The organism is Syntrophotalea carbinolica DSM 2380, assembly GCF_000012885.1.
Taxonomy (GTDB): domain Bacteria; phylum Desulfobacterota; class Desulfuromonadia; order Desulfuromonadales; family Syntrophotaleaceae; genus Syntrophotalea; species Syntrophotalea carbinolica.
This window is the reverse complement of sequence record NC_007498.2, coordinates 2219727-2234884: the sequence shown is the minus strand read 5'-3', so window position 1 is coordinate 2234884 and position 15158 is coordinate 2219727. Positions and strand designations below refer to the sequence as shown.

Here is a 15158-nt window from a genome sequence, read left to right as displayed (position 1 = left end):
TCCATGTATAACGATGTCATCAAAAAAGCTCGCAGCGGCATGGACAAGGCTGTGGAGTCCTTGAAGAAGGACATGACCAAAGTACGCACCGGGAGGGCTTCTACGTCTCTGCTGGACGATGTCATGGTCGATTACTACGGCACCCCGACACCTCTGAACCAGGTCGGAACCCTTGCCGTGCCCGAACCCCGTCTGATTACCATTCAGCCCTGGGAAAAGAAACTGCTGGCCGATATCGAGCGCGCTATTTTCAAAGCCGATCTCGGTCTTAATCCCACCTCCGATGGCAACCTGATTCGTCTTGTCATTCCGCCCATGACCGAAGAGCGTCGCAAGGAAATGGGCAAAGTGGTTCGCAAGATGGGCGAGGATGCCAAAGTGGGGGTCCGCAGCGCCCGCAGGGATGCCAACGACGGCATGAAAAAACTGGAAAAAAACAAGGAAATCAGTGAAGACGACCTGAAACGCGGCGAAAAGGAAATTCAGGACGTTACCGATTCCTATGTCGCCAAAATCGATGATCTTGTGTCCCAAAAGGAAAAAGAGATCATGGAAATCTAAACTCGGCAATAAAGCGCTTCATGGGTTCCGCTAAAGGGGGCCGTCGGGCGTTTTATTGCGGGCTTGCCCGATCAGTGAAAGTTAAACCGAGGGACGTCGGTGCCGGCGTCCCTTTTCTTATATCCCGTTTCATGGCGATCCTGTCTTGCTGGTGAAAATCGGTTATGTTAATGTTTGATCTTTCCTTCCCGAATGCACTTTGAAAACGGCGGTGCCGAAATGCGTATACCCCGACATCTTGCTATCATTATGGACGGCAATGGCCGATGGGCCGAGCAGCGTGGACTGCCCCGAATCCTCGGACATCACCACGGCGTGGAAACGGCAAAGGTTATTATCGAGGAGTCGCGACGGCTGGGTCTGTCCTATCTGACCCTCTATGCCTTCAGTTCCGAGAATTGGGGGCGTCCCGAAGAAGAAGTCGATTCCCTGATGTCGCTGCTCAATACCTTTCTCGAACGGGAGTTGGAAACCCTTCTGACCCATCGCATTCGTCTGAATGTTATCGGGGCCATTCACCGATTGCCTGAAGCTGTGCAGCACACCTTGATTGGTACTATGGAGCGAACGGCCAATAATCGGGATATGGTACTGACGTTGGCGCTTTCCTATGGCGCCAGGGACGAAATTCTCGGCGCTGTAAAGGCGATCGCCGGCGAAGTGGCTGTTGGGCGACTCGGATTGGATGCCGTAGATGAGGAATGTTTCTCCGGTTTTCTTCAGACCGCCGGTATGCCCGACCCCGATTTTCTCATTCGTACCAGTGGCGAAATTCGCATCAGTAATTTTCTCTTGTGGCAACTGGCTTATGCGGAAATCTACTTCACTCCGGTATTGTGGCCCGATTTCAGCCCCACCCATCTGCACGAGGCTTTTACTGAATTCAGTCGTCGCCAACGCCGTTACGGTTTGACTGCCGATCAATGTCAAGATGATGTCACCGACTGAAGGAGAATGTTATCAAATCCCGAATTCTGACTGCATGCATCGCGCTGCCTTTGTTGATTGCGTTTATCCTGTGGGCTCCGCCATGGGGCTTTTTTTGTTTGACCTACGCGGTTGCCGGCTGGGCTTTATATGAATATTACGCCATGGCTCTGGCCGCTGGGCGGTCCATGGAAAAATACCTGGGCATTGTGGCCGGAATCGGCCTTATGGTCCCGCTTGTGCTGGGCCATTATGCCGTGTTTGTGGGGTGTTTGATCGCATCGGTCTTTTTGTTCGCCTGCGTTTTTCTGTTCCGCCACGGTGCGATCGATAAAGTTTCCGGGCAGTTGGCCCTTTTGCTTTTCGGTTTCATCTATATCAGCATCCCCCTGGCGCATCTGGCCTTGTTAAGGAGCCAGCCCCACGGCATACAGTGGGTACTGCTCGTACTTATGATGGTCATGTTGAACGATACCTGCGCGTATTTTACGGGCACCTTTTTCGGGCGTCGAAAGCTCTATCCGAGCGTGAGTCCCAAAAAGAGTGTCGAAGGTGCCATCGGCGGACTTGGCGGCAGTGTGCTTGCCGCCGGTTTGGCGCATCTGACCTTTGCACCATGGGCGGCACTTGTGCCATTGTTGCTCCTGGGTCTGGTGGTGGGGGTGATCGCAGAGCTCGGCGATCTGTTTGAATCGCTTCTGAAGCGATCCTTCGGCGTCAAGGATTCCGGTACCTTGATTCCTGGACACGGGGGGATCCTCGACCGTCTCGACAGTTTGATGTTCGCATTTCCTTTAACATACTATTTCATCCTGATTTTTCAGGTTTAGAGGGGGTTATGGCTTCCGTTAAAAAACTCGGCATCCTCGGATCTACCGGTTCCATAGGTGTAAGTACTCTGGATATTGTTGCGGCTTTTCCCGAACAGTTCGAGGTCGTTACCCTTACAGCCGGCAACAATCTCGCTCGTCTGGAGGAGCAAATCCGCCGCTTCCGTCCCAAAATGGTGGCGGTAATATCCGCGGACGGTGCGCAGCAGCTGAAAGAGCGCCTCGGCGCCGATGCTCCGCAGATCCTTTCCGGGGTCGAAGGGCTGGTGGCGTGCGCCTGTCATGAAGATATAGACATGGTTGTCTCCGCCATTGTCGGCGCGGCCGGCCTGGTTCCAACCATGTCCGCCATCGAGACAGGCAAGGATATTGCCCTGGCCAACAAGGAAACGTTGGTCACGGCCGGTTCCCTGGTTACGGAAGCGGTCGCTCGCCACGGTGTGCGGCTGTTCCCCGTGGACAGTGAACACTCCGCTATCTTCCAATCGCTGGAAGGCCATCGTATGGATGATGTTCGGCGACTTATCCTGACAGCCTCGGGGGGGCCTTTTCGCAACCGGATGCTGGCGGATATGGCCAGTGTCACTCCGGCAGATGCCCTGGCTCATCCGAACTGGAGCATGGGACGTAAAATCTCCATCGATTCCGCCACCATGATGAACAAGGGGCTCGAGGTTATCGAGGCACGCTGGTTGTTCGATGTGCCGGCAGAGCGCATTGCCGTGCATATCCATCCGCAGAGTATTGTGCATTCCTTGGTTGAGTATGTCGATGGTGCGGTAATTGCCCAGTTAGGTATTCCCGATATGAAAACCCCCATTGCCTATGCCCTGTCTCACCCCACTCGTCTGCCTCTGGATCTGCCGCCGCTCGATCTTTGCAGTATGCGCAATCTCACTTTCGACGAACCGGATCTGGAGAGATTTCCATGTCTGGCCCTGGCCTATGAAGCTCTGGCGATGGGGGGCACCGCTCCGGCCGTACTTAATGCCGCCAACGAAATCGCTGTCGATGCTTTTCTCAATGAAGAAATTGCCTTCCTCGATATCGCCCGGGTGATACGCGCCGCATTGCAGGGCCTGGAGGTCAAGCCGCTGGAACATATCGACCAGGTTCTGCGCGCCGATCTTTGGGGTCGCAAGGAAGCCCGCCGCTTTATCGATGCCAGGGGCGAAGGAGCGACGGTATGCTGAAAATACTTGGCGGGATACTGATGCTCGGGGTGCTGGTTTTCGTCCACGAGCTGGGGCACTTTCTTGTTGCCAAATGGTGCCGCGTCAAGGTTCTCAAGTTTTCCCTGGGGTTCGGTCCGAAACTTTTTTCGCGTACCTTGGGGGAAACGGAATATAAAATCTGCCTGATACCGTTGGGTGGTTACGTTCAGATGCTTGGGGAGGGTAACGATGAGGAAGCCCTGCCGTTAAGCGAAGAGGATAAGCTGCGCTCTTTTGCCGAAAAACCGGTTTTGCAGCGGCTTGCCATCGTCGCAGCCGGTCCCGTTATGAATCTGGTGCTGCCCTTTGTGTTTTTGCCGCTGGCCTTTTTTATCGGCATGGATCAGCCGGCGTTTCTGGATCAGCCGGCGTGTATCGGGCATGTGGTTACCGAATCGCCTGCAGATAGGGCGGGTTTAGCTGCGGGCGACTGTATCCTCAAGGTTGGTGGCGTGGAAGCTGGCAGCTGGTCCGAGTCAGAAAAAAAGCTTCTGGCCCAGGCGGGCAGCGATCTGTCGTTTCTGGTTGCGCGTAACAGCGAATTGTTTGCCGTGCAACTGCCCGCCGATGCTTCGGCTACGGAGGGTTTGCGAGGACTGGGGGTGTTGCCGAAGCAGGCCGCAGTGATCGGCTACCTCGAGGATCGGATGCCGGCCGCTTCCGCAGGTCTGCAGCTGAACGATCGCATCGTTTCCATCGATGGCAACCCGTTAGGCTCCTGGTATGATATTCCCGCATTGGTCCAGGCCGGCGGCGGCAAGCCCATGACCGTGGTTGTCGAGCGTTCAGGGGTTCTGTTGACCCTGCAGGTGGTTCCTTTGTTCAAGGAAAACGCCGGCGGTGAGTCCGGGGTGGGTCGTTATATGCTCGGTGTCGGCCCCAAAACCGAGTCCGTGTTCAAGCGCTATGTGCTGGGAGACGCTTTTCGGGAAGGCGCGGCGCGAGGTTTTGAACTCGTCGACATGACGCTTCTGTTTCTGCGCAAACTGTTCGCCGGCCATGTTTCCGCCAAGAATATCGGTGGCCCCATTATGGTGGTGCAGATGGCGGGATCCGTCGCCGAGTCTATCGACATAGCCCAGATCCTCTCCATGCTGGCATTTTTGAGCATTCAGCTGGGGATTCTCAATCTTTTGCCCGTTCCGATTCTGGATGGGGGGCACCTGTTGTTTGGCGTTGTTGAATTGGTGCGTCGCAAGCCCCTGTCGGAGCAGGCCAGGGAAGTCGCCCAGCAGATTGGGCTGGTTTTGCTTATCCTGCTGATGGCGTGGGCCTTTTACAATGATATCATGCGTCTGACATTTGGAGGGTAGGCATGGCGCCGTTGATTGTTACTGTCGATACCTCGACTCCCGCCGGCAGCGTGGCTCTGAGTCGCGGCCCCGAATTGCTGGGTGAGGTGCTGCTGCACCTGCGCGGTACACATACGGATCGTGTTCTGGGCTCATTGCAATGGCTGCTGGCCGAAGCTCAAGTCAAGTTGGCCGAAGTGGAGGCCTTTGGCGTCGTAGTCGGTCCCGGTTCTTTTACCGGCTTGCGGGTTGGCGTGGCCACCGTTAAGGGATTGGCTTATGCCTCGGGTGCATCCGTGGTCGGCGTTTCGTCCCTGGAGACGCTGGCCGCAGCCTGTCCGTCGGCTGCCTACCCGGTATGCAGTATAATCGACGCTCGCAAGAGTGAAGTCTACGCAGCGGTCTTCGATTGTCGCTCCGATATGCCCGCCGCAGTGACGGATGAGCAGGTTCTGGCGCCCAAGTCATTGTTGCAGCAGCTGCAAGGCGAGCATCTGTTTGTCGGCAGCGGAGCACTGTTGTATCGGGATCTGATCAGTGCGCAGCTGGGATCGCGCGCCCATTTTGCACCGATGGCCGTCAACCTGCCCCGCGCTTCGAGCGCTGCCGGGTTGGTTTGGGACCGGCTTCAGGCCGGCAGGACAACCACGGCCCAGGCCTTAGTGCCGTGCTATATCCGCGCTTCCGAGGCCGAAATCATGCGTGCATCCCAAAAAAGCTCCTAGCCCTGATGGGGCTGCGCATCCGGGGTCACATGAAGCTTGTCAGGGCAGTTGACATATGAGGGCCGATTCGTTATTTTGAAACAAGCTCGTCGCTCTTTGTCAACCCTTTCCTGGGAGGTGTCTGATGGAAGAACAAGATCTCGGGCTGATCCAGCATCTGTGCGATGCAAGCCCACGTTATCGCAGGCTTTATGAAGAGCATGTGCTCCTCGAACGCGAATTGGTTGTACTGGATCAGCAGCAACATCTTAGTCCCGAAGAAGAATTCCAGAGAAAAAAGGTGCAGAAGCTGAAATTGGCAGGCAAGGATGAAATGGAGCAGATATTGCGCTCATTCAAGCGGTAGAAAACATTATTCCGATTTTGTAGAAAGGGTTTGGGCATACCGTCCGAACCCTTTCTGCATCATGTGTTGTTTGTTGTTCTCAAAAAAAGTTTCATATTATCGATATCATGAGGTGGTTCGTTTGGTTCGCCCGCCCGCGGCCCTATACCGGGTCAGGAACGGGTATCTTTGAAAAGCAGGTATACAGCTCCGGGATTTTTGTCTGGAGTCTAAAACCATAGCGATGAGCAAGAAAGGAAAGATTTAAACCATATGAAAGGCAAACGTAGCGAGGCCATTACGCAAGGTTTTGAAAGGGCACCTCATCGTGCCTTATTGATGGGTACCGGTATCCCCCGCAAGGAATTGGGTAAGCCCCTGATCGGGATTGCCACCTCCTTTACCGATCTGATCCCGGGTCACATCGGCATGCGCGACCTGGAACGGTTTATTGAAAAGGGCGTTCATACCGGAGGCGGGTATTCGTTCCTGTTTGGCATCCCCGGCGTCTGTGACGGTATTGCCATGGGGCATAAGGGGATGCATTATTCTCTGTCGACCCGTGAATTGATTGCCGATATGGTCGAGTCCATTGCCGAGGCGCACCGTCTCGACGGCTTGGTGCTGCTGACCAATTGCGATAAAATCACTCCCGGCATGCTGATGGCCGCTGCGCGCCTCGATATTCCCTGTATCGTGGTGACGGCCGGTCCCATGCTTACCGGAACCGGTCGCGGTGGTCGTCGGTATTCTTTTGTGACCGACACCTTCGAGGCCATGGCACGCTACAAAGCCGGGGAGATCAACGCTGCGGAATTGCAGCAGTGCGAAGACCGTGCATGTCCTGGTGCCGGCTCCTGCCAGGGGTTGTTTACCGCCAATACCATGGCGATTCTCACCGAGACGCTGGGGATGAGCCTTGTTGGCTGCGGTACGGCCCTGGCTGTTTCTTCTTTGAAACGGCAGATTGCCTTCGCTTCCGGCGAGCGGATTGTCAGTCTGGTGCGCGAGGGCATAACGCCCCGGCAGATTCTGACGCGCGAAGCCTTTGAAAACGCCATCCGGGTTGACTTGGCCCTGGGTGGTTCCAGCAATACCGTGTTGCATCTGCTGTCCATCGCTCATGAAGCCGAAGTCGATTTGCCGCTTGATCTGTTTGACAAGCTCAGCCGTGAAACGCCGCAACTTGCCTCCATGAATCCCGGCGGCAAGCATTTTATGGAGGACCTCGATGCGGCTGGCGGCGTGCCCGGTGTGCTTTACCAGTTGCGCGACCAGATTCACGATAATCCCACCCTCAATGGCGTCGGTGTGAAGCAGATTATCGATAGCGTTATCGATGTCGATGAAACGGTTATCCATCCTAAGGAAGATGCCGTGCGCCCAGAGGGCGGAATCGCCATTCTGACCGGTAATCTTACTCCCGATGGAGCAGTTGTCAAACAATCCGGCGTATCCGAAAAAATGATGACCTTCGAGGGGACTGCCCGGTGTTTCAATTCCGAAGAAGAAGCCATGCAGGCGCTGATGGGCGGACAGGTGAAAGCCGGCGATGTGGTTGTTATCCGTTATGAAGGTCCCAAAGGCGGCCCCGGCATGCGTGAAATGCTGGCACCTACGGCCACCCTTATGGGGTTGGGGTTGGGTGACAGCGTTGCGCTGATTACCGACGGGCGTTTTTCAGGCGGTACGCGCGGCCCCTGTGTCGGTCACGTTTCGCCCGAAGCGGCGGTCGGCGGTCCCATAGCCCTGGTGGAGGATGGCGATACCATTGTGTTGGATATTCCTTCCCGGCGTCTGGAGGTTAAAGTCTCCGATCAGGAACTGGCCAAGCGTCGTGAGCGCTGGCAGGCGCCCGAGCCTAAAATCAAAAAAGGCTGGCTGTCCCGCTATGCTTCTGTCGTCACGTCGGCCAATACCGGTGCCGTCTGTAAGGCACGCTGAAAAGAATGATATGGCCTGGCCGCTGCCGGCGGCCAGGCGTTTGTTAAGTAAAGCTGGCTTGTGAGGAGGCGTTGCGTGAAAAAGACCGGTTCTCAGATTTTGCTTGAAAGCCTGTTGCAGGAAGGTGTGGATACCGTTTTCGGTTATCCCGGCGGCACGGTTATCAATATCTATAACGATTTACCCGATTACCCCATCAAGCATATTCTTACCCGGCATGAACAGGCGGCTGTACACGCTGCCGACGGTTATGCCAGGGCGAGCGGCAAGGTCGGTGTGGCGATTGCGACCAGCGGTCCGGGTGCCACCAATACGGTAACCGGTATTGCCACTGCCTATATGGATTCCACTCCGATGGTGGTCATTACCGGACAGGTGCCCACGCCCTTGATCGGTAACGATGCCTTTCAGGAGGCCGATATCGTCGGCATCACCCGTTCCATCACCAAGCACAACTATCTGGTCAAGGATGTCAAGGATCTTGCGCGCATCGTAAAACAGGCGTTTTATATCGCGCGAACGGGGCGCCCCGGTCCGGTACTGATCGATTTGCCCAAGGATGTGCAGTTGGCTTCCACCAAGTTCGTCTATCCTGAAAACGTTGAATTGCGCGGTTATAAACCGACCTACAGCGGCAATGTCCGCCAGGTCGACAAAGCTGCCAAGATGATCCTGGCCGCCCGTCGACCGGTGCTGTATGTCGGTGGCGGTGCCACGGCCTCCGATGCAAGTGAGGATCTGGTAGCTTTTTCCGAACTTATCCAGGCTCCGGTGGTGACGACCCTTATGGGCATGGCGGCTTTCCCCACGGCCCATCCTTTGTCGCTGGGTATGCTCGGTATGCATGGCACTTATTACGCCAATATGGCCGTAACCAATGCGGATCTTCTGGTTGCCGTCGGTGCCCGCTTTGACGACCGCGTTACCGGCCGTATTGCGGCCTTTGCGCCCAAAGCCAAAATCATTCATATCGATATCGACCCCACGTCCATCAAGAAAAATGTACGTGTCGATCTGCCCATTGTCGGCGAGCTGCGCGATGTTATGGGTAAAATTGTCGCCAAACTGAAGGAGGATAGCGAGAAGGTAAAGGAGCTTTCCGAAATCAGCGCTCCCTGGCGCAGTCAGATCGATAGCTGGCGGGCCCAGTATCCTATGACCTACAAGTCCAGCGATACGGTGATCAAGCCTCAGTACGTCATCGAAAAAATACGCGAGCTAACCCGCAAGGATGCTATCATTGCCACTGAAGTCGGGCAGCATCAGATGTGGACCGCGCAGTTTTTCAATTTTTCCCACCCGCGCACCTTTCTGACATCCGGCGGTCTGGGAACCATGGGATTCGGATTGCCTGCGGCTCTCGGTGCCCAGGTCGGCTGTCCCGACCGGCAGGTTATCGATATCTCCGGCGATGGCTCCTTTCAGATGAATTCCCAGGAACTGGCGACTCTTGTGCAATATCAATTGCCGGTCAAAATCGCCATTCTGAATAATAATTTCCTTGGCATGGTTCGGCAGTGGCAGCAGCTCTTCTTTGACCGCCGCTATAGCCAGACACCACTCGATCTGCCCATCGATTTCGTCAAGTTGGCTGAAGCATACGGTGCTACCGGTCTGCAGGCGAGCAGTCCTGATCAGGTTGAGGGTGTTATTCGCAAGGCGCTGGAAACGCCCGGCCCGGTATTGATGGAGTTCAAGGTCGATCGCGAAGAAAACGTTATGCCCATGGTTCCTGCCGGGGCTGCAATCGATGAAATGGTTCTGGCTTCATAGGAGGTGGGTGTCATGGCAAGCCGTGAGGCAAAACATACAATATCCGTTTTGGTGGAAAACGAGTTCGGTGTTCTGACACGCGTTGCGGGTCTTTTTTCCGGGCGGGGATTCAATATTGAGAGTCTCTCCGTTGCACCGACGCTGGATGATAGTCTTTCCCGCATGACCATTGTAACCAGCGGGGATGAGCGCATCCTCGAGCAGATCACCAAACAGCTCAATAAATTGATCGATACCATCAAGGTTATCGATTTTACCGATACCGAATATGTAGAGCGCGAAATGGCTCTGATCAAGGTGCAGGCAACCGAAGATACGCGCGCGGAAGTGCTGCGCATCGTTGATATTTTCAGGGGCAATGTTGTCGATGTGACAGCGCGATCCTACACCATGGAAATCACGGGCGCCCCTGGCAAGATCGAGGCTGTGATCGATTTACTCAAGCCCATCGGCATTCAGGAAATCGTTCGCTCCGGTCCGGTCGTTCTGGGGCGGGGCGCCAAGGGCCTGCACGGCTGATTTCACCCGTTGCCACTCCGGGTGGCAGATTGCAGGTGACCTTTGGTCTTTTCCCCGGTCGGTTGCTTTACTTACAATGTTGGAGTCCATGCCATCAGGTATTTTCGGGGGTTTTATGAAATCTGAAAGATCAATTTTATACGCCCCAGAGAGGAAACCGTTATATGCGTAATCAGAATCAGCCTGTTGCTATTGAAGGCTATCCATTCATTGGGTTGTTTGCTTTTATTACTTTGGTCTTTGCTCTTCTCGGTTGGAGTGTCTGCACTCTTTTGTTCCTGGGTCTGACACTTTTTGCGGCATATTTTTTTCGTAATCCGGATCGTTATAGCGATGCGGAAGATGCGGCTATACTGGCGCCGGCCGATGGCAAGGTCGTTTATGTCGGCCCCGCGCTTGAAGAGCGTTATTTTAAAAGCGAAGTGACCAAAATCAGTATCTTCATGTCGGTCTTCAACGTGCATGTCAACCGGGTGCCGATGGCCGGCAAGGTTGTCGATATGTTCTACAATAAGGGCCAGTTTCTGAATGCCGCCATGGATAAGGCCAGCCTGCACAATGAACAATCCGGGATGTTGCTTGAGCATACCTCCGGTCGGCGGATGCTGGTGGTTCAGATCGCCGGTCTGATTGCACGGCGCATTGTGACCTATCCGGTCGTTGGCGATATTCTGCAGCGGGGTGCCCGGTACGGGCTGATTCGCTTCGGATCACGGGTTGATATCTATCTGGAGGACGACGTCGACATTCAGGTGACTGTCGGAGAACGTGTTTGCTGCGGGGAGACTGTCCTCGGCTTCCTGAAGTAACTTGTCGTCGCCCCGGAGGGTATGCCATGTAACCGCGCCCGGGCAATTCCATGCCATGCCCGGGTGCGAGGTTTTGCCCGCATCGATTTCAAGGCCGCTGAATTTCGTATTGTCGCATCGAAAAAACGCTGCATTGCCCCGCCTCGGGGCCATTACGGCTTGACAGTAAGGCTTTGAGTCTGGTCTATTAGGGCGAACGAAAGAAAAATAAAGACGTTGAAGAGGAGTATTAGGTCTTTACCTCGATAGGAGAGAGCCGGCGGTCGCTGCGAGCCGGTATCGAGCGGACTGAACTCGCCTCGGAGTCGCACGGTTGATCCGGTTGAAATCGGCTAGGTCGTGACGTGATCCTGCGTTAAGGGCAATGAAGGGTTCCTGCTGGAACTGAATCAGGGTGGTACCGCGAAGCAAAGCTCTCGCCCCTGGAAGGGAGGGAGCTTTTTTGTATGCAGCGCACGACTCGCGGTTCTTTTGCCAAAGTGGAAAGAAAGGGGGTGGTCAGGTGGAATCGGACCTAAGCGACCTGATGCTTCATCCGCATGATGAAGTACCTGAAATCGTCCGTAAATCATTCACAACAACGACTGCTCCCGGCTCTTGGTGAAGTGGGGAGTCACGACTGACGGAGGTCACATGGAGAACGTCAAAAGTATCAAAATTTTCGACACCACCTTGCGCGATGGCGAACAATCGCCCGGCGCCAGCATGAATATCGATGAAAAACTGCGGATAGCTTCCCAGCTTGCAAAGCTGAATGTCGATGTTATCGAGGCAGGCTTTCCCATTGCCTCGGAAGGGGATTTCGCGGCCGTCAAGCGGATCGCCGAGACCATCAAAGGGCCGCAGATCGCTGGCCTTTGCCGCGCGGCGGTCAAGGACATCGACTGTGCATGGGAGGCCCTCCAATATGCGGGGGAACGCGGGCGTATTCATACCTTCCTGGCTACCAGCGATATCCATATGAAGTATAAGCTGAAAATGAGCGAGGACCAGGTTGTCGAAACCGCCGTAGCCGCCATCAAACATGCCGGCCGCTACACGGAAAATATCGAATTCAGCTGCGAGGATGCCGCCCGCACCCGTCCGGAATTTCTGGCCCGGGTGGTCGAAGCGGTTATCGCCGCCGGTGCCAAAGTGGTGAATATCCCCGATACGGTCGGGTACAGTATCCCCTCCGAATTCGCGGCCCTGATTCGCGGTCTCAAAAACAACGTACCGAATGTGGACAAAGCCATTCTGTCGGTTCACTGCCATAACGACCTGGGGCTGGCCGTGGCCAATTCGCTGGCCGCTGTCGAAGCCGGTGCCGAACAGATCGAGTGCACCATCAACGGGATCGGCGAACGGGCCGGAAACTGCTCGTTGGAGGAAGTCGTTATGGCCCTGCGCACCCGGGCCGATATCCTGCCGTTCAAGACCGATATCGTGACCGAGCATCTTTATGCCAGCAGCAAGCTGTTATCGACCATTACCGGCATTCAGGTGCAGCCCAATAAGGCCATCGTCGGTGCCAATGCCTTCGCCCACGAAGCCGGGATTCACCAGCACGGCGTTTTGATGGATAAGTCGACCTACGAAATCATGACCCCCGAATCGATCGGCCTGACCCAGAACAAGCTGGTCCTGGGCAAGCATTCCGGGCGTCACGCTTTCGGACAGCGTCTGGTTGAGTTGGGATACGATCTTTCCAAGGAAGATCTGGATCGGGCCTTTACCCGTTTCAAGGCACTTGCCGATCAGAAAAAAGAAATTTTCGACGAAGATCTCGACGCCATTGTGGCCGACGAAATTATTCGTATCCCTGAAAAGTACAAGCTGGTGCAGATGGTTACCAGTTCCGGTTCGTTTGCCGCCCCGATCGCTACGGTGGCCATGGAGATTGACGGCGAAATCAAAAAGGCGGCTATGATGGGCGGCGGTCCTGTAGACGCCACCTTCAAAACCATCAAAAAGCTGACCGACAGCAAGGCCGATCTGCTCAGTTTTACCGTGGGGGCTATAACCGGGGGAACTGACGCACAAGGTGAATGTACGGTCCGTTTGGAGCTTGACGGCCGCGAAGTTCTGGGTCAGGGCGCACATCCCGATATCATCGTGGCCAGCGCCAAGGCGTACATCAATGCCCTTAACCGTTTGGCATTGATCGTAAAGGCCCGCCCGTCGGCCCATTTTTAAGTGTGTCACAGGCCGCCTGTTCGGCCTGTTTTTTTCAAGAATTGTTTGGAGTCATTTATGGGACAGACTATCGCACAGAAAATATTCGCAGCGCATTTGCGTGACGAACCTTTTCCGGGTACTTACGTTCTCGACCTGGACCGGGTTCTCTGTCATGAAATCACTACCCCTGTCGCTATTGCCGATCTCGAGTGGCGGGGCAAGGATCGGGTTTTCGATCCATCTAAAATTAAAGCCGTTATCGATCATGTGACCCCGGCCAAGGATACCAAAACGGCCATTCAGGGTAAAATCCTGCGCGAGTGGGCGCAACGTCATGACATTCCCGACTTTTTCGATATCGGTCAGAACGGTGTATGCCATGCGCTGTTCCCTGAAAAGGGGTTCATCCGACCCGGTTACACGGTCATCATGGGGGACAGTCATACCTGTACCCACGGAGCCTTCGGTGCTTTTGCCGCAGGTGTCGGGACCACCGATCTGGAGGTCGGCATCCTCAAGGGGGTATGTGCTTTTCGCAAGCCGCAGAGCATTCTGGTCAATATTACCGGTACCTTGCCCGAACATGTGTATTCCAAAGACGTGATTCTGCACATTATTCACAAGCTTGGCGTTAATGGCGCTACCGATCACGTGCTCGAATTCCGTGGGCCCGTGGTCGATGCCATGTCCATGGATGCTCGTATGACCTTGACCAACATGGCCATCGAAGCCGGCGGCACTTGCGGCATCTGTCTGCCGGATCAGGTGACTGTCGATTATCTCTGGCCGTTTATCTCGGAAGAATATGCCAGCAAGGAAGCGGCCCTCGCCGATTTTCGTAAGTGGCATTCCGACGCCGATGCCGAATACGCCAAGGTGCTCGATATCGACGTCAGCCAACTTGAGCCGCAGGTGACCTACGACTATAAACCCGATTGCGTCAAGACCGCTCGGCAGATGGCCGGTACGCCTGTTAATCAGGTTTATATCGGTACCTGTACCAACGGTCGACTGGAGGATTTACGTCAGGCCGCGGATATTCTCAAGGGGCATAAGCTGGCGCCCAATGTGCGAGGCATTCTCTCGCCGGGGACGCCGAAAATTTTCCGCGAGGCCATGGAAGAAGGGATCCTTGCCACGTTTATGGATGCCGGTTTTTGTATTACCAATCCCACCTGCGGCGCCTGTCTCGGTATGAGTAACGGCGTGCTTGCGCCCGATGAAGCCTGTGCGGCTACCAGTAATCGCAATTTCCAGGGGCGCATGGGGCAAGGCGGAATGGTCTACCTTATGAGTCCGGCCACGGCTGCCGCCACCGGTATTAAGGGAACCGTTACCGATCCGCGCGATCTTTAACGGCTGCGGCGGTTTTTATAGGAAGGAGCAAAGATACCCATGAAAAGAACTTTTGGAGGGCCGGCATTGTTTCTGGACCGGTCCGATATCAATACCGACGAAATTATTCCGGCCCGTTACCTGACCGAGGTTACCAAGGAAGCCCTTAAGCCCTACTTGCTTGAGGATCTGAAGCTGGAGGGGTTTGATCCTGCCGGCGAGGCATTGCAAAAAGCTACGGTAGTGGTCACGCGTAAAAACTTCGGCTGCGGATCTTCCCGTGAACATGCGCCCTGGTCTCTTGAGGTTAACGGCATTTATACGGTGATTGCAGAGAGCTACGCGCGCATATTCCGCCAGAATATGTTCAATTGCGGGATGTTGGCCATTGAGTTGCCTGCAGCCGATATCGATCGGATTTTTGCCCTGTCACAGGAGGGTGAAGTCAGTATCGAGGTTGATCTTCAGGGGCACCAGCTTACGGCTTCGGCCGGTGGGCGCAACGAGGTATGCCGTTTCGACATCAGTCCCTTCGATCAAGCGCTGGTTGAGGCCGGTGGTTGGGTCGAGTTCGCTGATAAGCGTTATTGAGCAGAAGACGGCCGGGCCAAGGGTCCGGTCGTTTTTTGTGTCACATGTGCCAAAAGTTGCACACATGGTTGTGTCGAAGCTGGACCAGGCTTGATGTTGTGTTCTCGGGTCAGGGGAAAATATTTGACAATTTCCAGGGGTGCTTTTTATCATGAC

14 protein-coding genes and 1 other annotated feature are annotated in these 15158 nt (G+C 55.0%); all 14 genes read left to right on the top strand.

Annotated elements, in window-relative coordinates; all coding sequences use genetic code 11:
* The first annotated feature begins 3 nt into the window (after positions 1 to 3).
* Positions 4 to 561: a ribosome recycling factor gene (gene frr / locus PCAR_RS10595; protein WP_011341664.1), complete on the top strand. Its 558-nt coding sequence runs from the start codon at positions 4 to 6 to the stop codon at positions 559 to 561.
* Between the two features lie 219 nt (positions 562 to 780).
* A complete protein-coding gene (locus tag PCAR_RS10590) occupies positions 781 to 1509 on the top strand; it encodes an isoprenyl transferase (protein WP_148204334.1) in 729 nt (242 codons plus the stop codon).
* Entirely contained in the window at positions 1506 to 2318 is an 813-nt protein-coding gene (locus PCAR_RS10585) for a phosphatidate cytidylyltransferase (RefSeq protein ID WP_342606863.1), read from the top strand. Before PCAR_RS10590 ends, PCAR_RS10585 begins: the two co-directional genes overlap by 4 nt.
* Positions 2319 to 2326: 8 nt before the next feature.
* Entirely contained in the window at positions 2327 to 3511 is a 1185-nt protein-coding gene (locus PCAR_RS10580; protein WP_011341661.1) for a 1-deoxy-D-xylulose-5-phosphate reductoisomerase, read from the top strand.
* Positions 3505 to 4845 (top strand): RIP metalloprotease RseP, encoded by a 1341-nt coding sequence (rseP, locus tag PCAR_RS10575; RefSeq protein WP_011341660.1) that lies wholly within the window; start codon positions 3505 to 3507, stop codon positions 4843 to 4845. The genes PCAR_RS10580 and rseP overlap by 7 nt, the downstream gene beginning before the upstream one ends.
* Positions 4846 to 4847: 2 nt before the next feature.
* On the top strand, positions 4848 to 5549 hold the full coding sequence (tsaB, locus tag PCAR_RS10570; RefSeq protein WP_011341659.1) for a tRNA (adenosine(37)-N6)-threonylcarbamoyltransferase complex dimerization subunit type 1 TsaB: 702 nt from the start codon (positions 4848 to 4850) through the stop codon (positions 5547 to 5549).
* Positions 5550 to 5673: 124 nt separating this feature from the next.
* Positions 5674 to 5895: a DUF465 domain-containing protein gene (locus PCAR_RS10565; protein WP_011341658.1), complete on the top strand. Its 222-nt coding sequence runs from the start codon at positions 5674 to 5676 to the stop codon at positions 5893 to 5895.
* 252 nt (positions 5896 to 6147) lie between these two features.
* Positions 6148 to 7818 (top strand): dihydroxy-acid dehydratase, encoded by a 1671-nt coding sequence (gene ilvD / locus PCAR_RS10560; RefSeq protein WP_011341657.1) that lies wholly within the window; start codon positions 6148 to 6150, stop codon positions 7816 to 7818.
* 75 nt (positions 7819 to 7893) lie between these two features.
* A complete protein-coding gene (ilvB, locus tag PCAR_RS10555) occupies positions 7894 to 9591 on the top strand; it encodes a biosynthetic-type acetolactate synthase large subunit (RefSeq protein WP_011341656.1) in 1698 nt (565 codons plus the stop codon).
* Positions 9592 to 9603: 12 nt separating this feature from the next.
* Positions 9604 to 10110 (top strand): acetolactate synthase small subunit, encoded by a 507-nt coding sequence (gene ilvN / locus PCAR_RS10550; RefSeq protein WP_011341655.1) that lies wholly within the window; start codon positions 9604 to 9606, stop codon positions 10108 to 10110.
* Between the two features lie 164 nt (positions 10111 to 10274).
* Positions 10275 to 10919, top strand: coding sequence for a phosphatidylserine decarboxylase family protein (locus tag PCAR_RS10545; protein WP_011341654.1), 645 nt, complete (start codon positions 10275 to 10277; stop codon positions 10917 to 10919).
* A 207-nt stretch (positions 10920 to 11126) separates the two neighbouring features.
* Positions 11127 to 11346: a binding site (T-box leader), on the top strand.
* A 206-nt stretch (positions 11347 to 11552) separates the two neighbouring features.
* The gene (locus tag PCAR_RS10540) at positions 11553 to 13094 is read left to right on the top strand and encodes a 2-isopropylmalate synthase (protein WP_011341652.1); all 1542 of its coding nucleotides are present in this window, start codon (positions 11553 to 11555) and stop codon (positions 13092 to 13094) included.
* A 57-nt stretch (positions 13095 to 13151) separates the two neighbouring features.
* Entirely contained in the window at positions 13152 to 14432 is a 1281-nt protein-coding gene (locus PCAR_RS10535; protein WP_011341651.1) for a 3-isopropylmalate dehydratase large subunit, read from the top strand.
* Positions 14433 to 14471: 39 nt separating this feature from the next.
* On the top strand, positions 14472 to 15002 hold the full coding sequence (locus PCAR_RS10530) for a 3-isopropylmalate dehydratase small subunit (RefSeq protein WP_011341650.1): 531 nt from the start codon (positions 14472 to 14474) through the stop codon (positions 15000 to 15002).
* The last annotated feature ends 156 nt before the right edge of the window (positions 15003 to 15158 follow it).